Genomic DNA, 2,065 nt, shown 5'->3' on the forward strand with positions numbered 1-2,065 from the left:
CCGTCGGGTGTCTGCTGGGGTGCTGGCGGCTGTGGCGGGAGTGTGCTTGGGGGTGGGGGCCGGTGCGGTTCCTGCTGCTGCGTTGCCCGCCGCAGGGCCGGCTGTGGCTGTGGCTGCGTCGTCCAAGGCGGCGGTTCCCCAGGGGCTGGAGTCCTTCTATGGTCAGAAGGTCGAGTGGTACGACTGCGTGGCCGCTGCCGGAGTGGAGAGGTCGGCCGAGAAGACCGGTTTTCAGTGCGCCAAGGTCGCCGTGCCGCTGGACTACTCCCAGCCGGGTGGCCAGACCATTGAGATCGCGATGAAGAAGCACCTGGCCACCGGCTCAACGCGCCAGGGCACCCTCTTCGTCAACCCCGGCGGCCCCGGTGCGTCCGGGGTGGACAGCGTCGGCGCGACGGCGACGACGACCTTCGCCGGTGTGCAGAGAGCCTATGACATCATCGGCTTCGATCCCCGCGGCATCGGCTCCTCCACTGCCATCACCTGCAGCACCGAAGCGGAGGCGAAGGCGATGGAGGGAGTCTCTCCAGTCGATGCTGCAGGCGCCCCCGTAGCATTCGAGAAGCGGGCCACCGTCATGTCCGAACGCTTCAAGCAGCTGGAGGCCGACTGTGCCTCCCGCACCAAGCCGACCGAGCTGCTCGACCATGTGGACACCGTCTCAGTGGCCCGGGATCTCGATATTCTGCGGGCGCTGTCCGGCGACCAGAAGCTCAACTACGCGGGCTTCTCCTACGGCACCTACCTGGGGGCCACCTACGCCGAGCTCTTCCCCGCCAATACTGGGCGGCTGGTCCTCGACGGCGCCCTGGACCCCAGCCTGAGCTACAGCGAACGCAGGCAGGGGCAGGCCCGCGGCTTCGAACGGGCGCTGCGCAACTATGTCGCCTGGTGCCAGTCGGGACAGAGCTGCCCCCTGACCGGTGACACTGACGCGGGCGTCCAGCAGATCGGAGACGTCTTCACCTCGGCCAACCAGTCGCCCGTGCCCTCATCGGATCCGAATCGTCCGGTGACGGGTGAGGAGATGAAGCGGATTGTGGGGTTCATGCTCTATTTCCCGGAGAGCTCATGGAGCGCCGTCAGTGAGGCCCTGGGGCAGGTCATCAACCAGCACGACGCCTCAACTTTCAGGGCCATGGCGGACGAGATCGCCGCGCAGCCCCAGGTCAACACCGGAGCGAACATCGGCATCAACTGTCTGGACTACCGGGTCGAGGGCAACATGGCCACCTGGACGGCGCAGAGCAAGGAGCTGGAGAGGATCGCCCCCCGCTTCGCAACCGTCACGGAGGCCGGCGACCTCGGCTGCCAGGCCTGGGGGCACACCGGCACCCAGCCGTCCAAGGCGCTCCACGCCAAGGGGGCCGCGCCGATCCTCGTGATCGGGACGACCGGCGACCCGGCCACTCCGTACGAGTGGGCGGAGGCGCTGGCAGACCAGCTGGACTCCGGTCAGCTCCTCACCTGGGAGGGCAACGGGCACGCGGCCTACACCAACTCCGGGCACGGCCCCTGCGTCACCCAGGCGGTCGACACCTACCTGCTCACCGGCACCATGCCTAAGAAGGGACTGACGTGCCACGGCAAGCAGTGAGCCCTCGAGGAACCGCCGCCCTCCGACCGGAGTCCCGCTGAGGATCGTCAGGGAGAGTTGCGGGTACGCATCACCGTGGTTGGGGAGCCGGAGGCAGGCGCCCCAACCACGGTTCTTTTCTTCTCTCAGATGCCTGCTCATGACGCGGACACGTCCGTTTACTGTTTGTAATATAACGGTTATGAAAAATAGCGTGAATGAATTGTCTGGTCCGCGACGAGTCGGCCCGGGGCGCCGTCGGGTGTCTGCTGGGGTGCTGGCGGCGGTGGCGGGTGTGTGTCTGGGGGTGGGGGCCGGTGCGGTCCCCGCTGCTGCGCTGCCCGCCGCAGGGCCGGCTCCGGCAGCCTCTTCCAAGGCGGCGGTTCCCCAGGGGCTGGAGTCCTTCTATGGTCAGAAGGTCGAGTGGTACGACTGTGTGGGCACCGGCGGGATGGAGAAGTCGGCTGAGAAGACCGGTTTTCAGTGCGC

Annotated in this window: 1 protein-coding gene and 1 pseudogene; both read left to right on the top strand. The window is 67.3% G+C overall.

The features are described from left to right. Positions 1 to 1,597 (top strand): alpha/beta hydrolase (locus tag HMPREF3165_RS05245; RefSeq protein WP_070511357.1); only part of this gene is annotated, 1,597 nt, incomplete at its 5' end. Positions 1,598 to 1,778: 181 nt separating this feature from the next. After that, positions 1,779 to 2,065: pseudogene (locus HMPREF3165_RS13725) on the top strand (alpha/beta hydrolase); the annotation flags it as partial.

Origin of the sequence: Actinomyces sp. HMSC08A09 (genome assembly GCF_001807465.1) — a bacterium.
Taxonomy (GTDB): Bacteria; Actinomycetota; Actinomycetes; order Actinomycetales; family Actinomycetaceae; genus Actinomyces; species Actinomyces oris.